At 61.0% G+C, this 333-nt stretch carries 1 protein-coding gene; it reads right to left on the bottom strand.

The genetic code is table 11. The features are described 5' to 3' along the window. The coding region (locus KHA85_RS20745; protein ID WP_213186759.1) for a helix-hairpin-helix domain-containing protein at nucleotides 1-333 on the bottom strand (333 nt) is incomplete at both ends.

The raw sequence follows: 333 nt of genomic DNA, 5'->3' as shown, positions 1-333 counted from the left end.
GTTTTTCCAGAATGCGGCGGTTCAGTTTCTTGATGTCTGAGCGCGCGCAGAGATCGAACAGGTCTTTGAAGTAACCCTGCTCGCCGCTGTTGCGCGCCTCGATGATGGCTTCGATCGGCCCTTCCCCCACGCCCCTGATGGCGCCGATGCCGTAAACGATCTCGCCGTCGTCGTTGACGTGGGAGTGATACAGGCCGCTGTTGATGTCCGGCGGCAGGATCTTCAGCCCCATGCGCCAGCATTCGTCCACCAGCCCCACCACCTTATCGGTGTTGTCCATATCGGCGGTCATCACCGCCGCCATAAACTCGGCCGGGTAGTGCGCCTTCAGCC

Source organism: Dietzia massiliensis (assembly GCF_018390595.1).
Lineage (GTDB): Bacteria > Actinomycetota > Actinomycetes > Mycobacteriales > Mycobacteriaceae > Dietzia > Dietzia massiliensis.
Note: the sequence above shows the minus strand (reverse complement) of the source record. Positions and strands in the feature narration are given on the sequence as shown.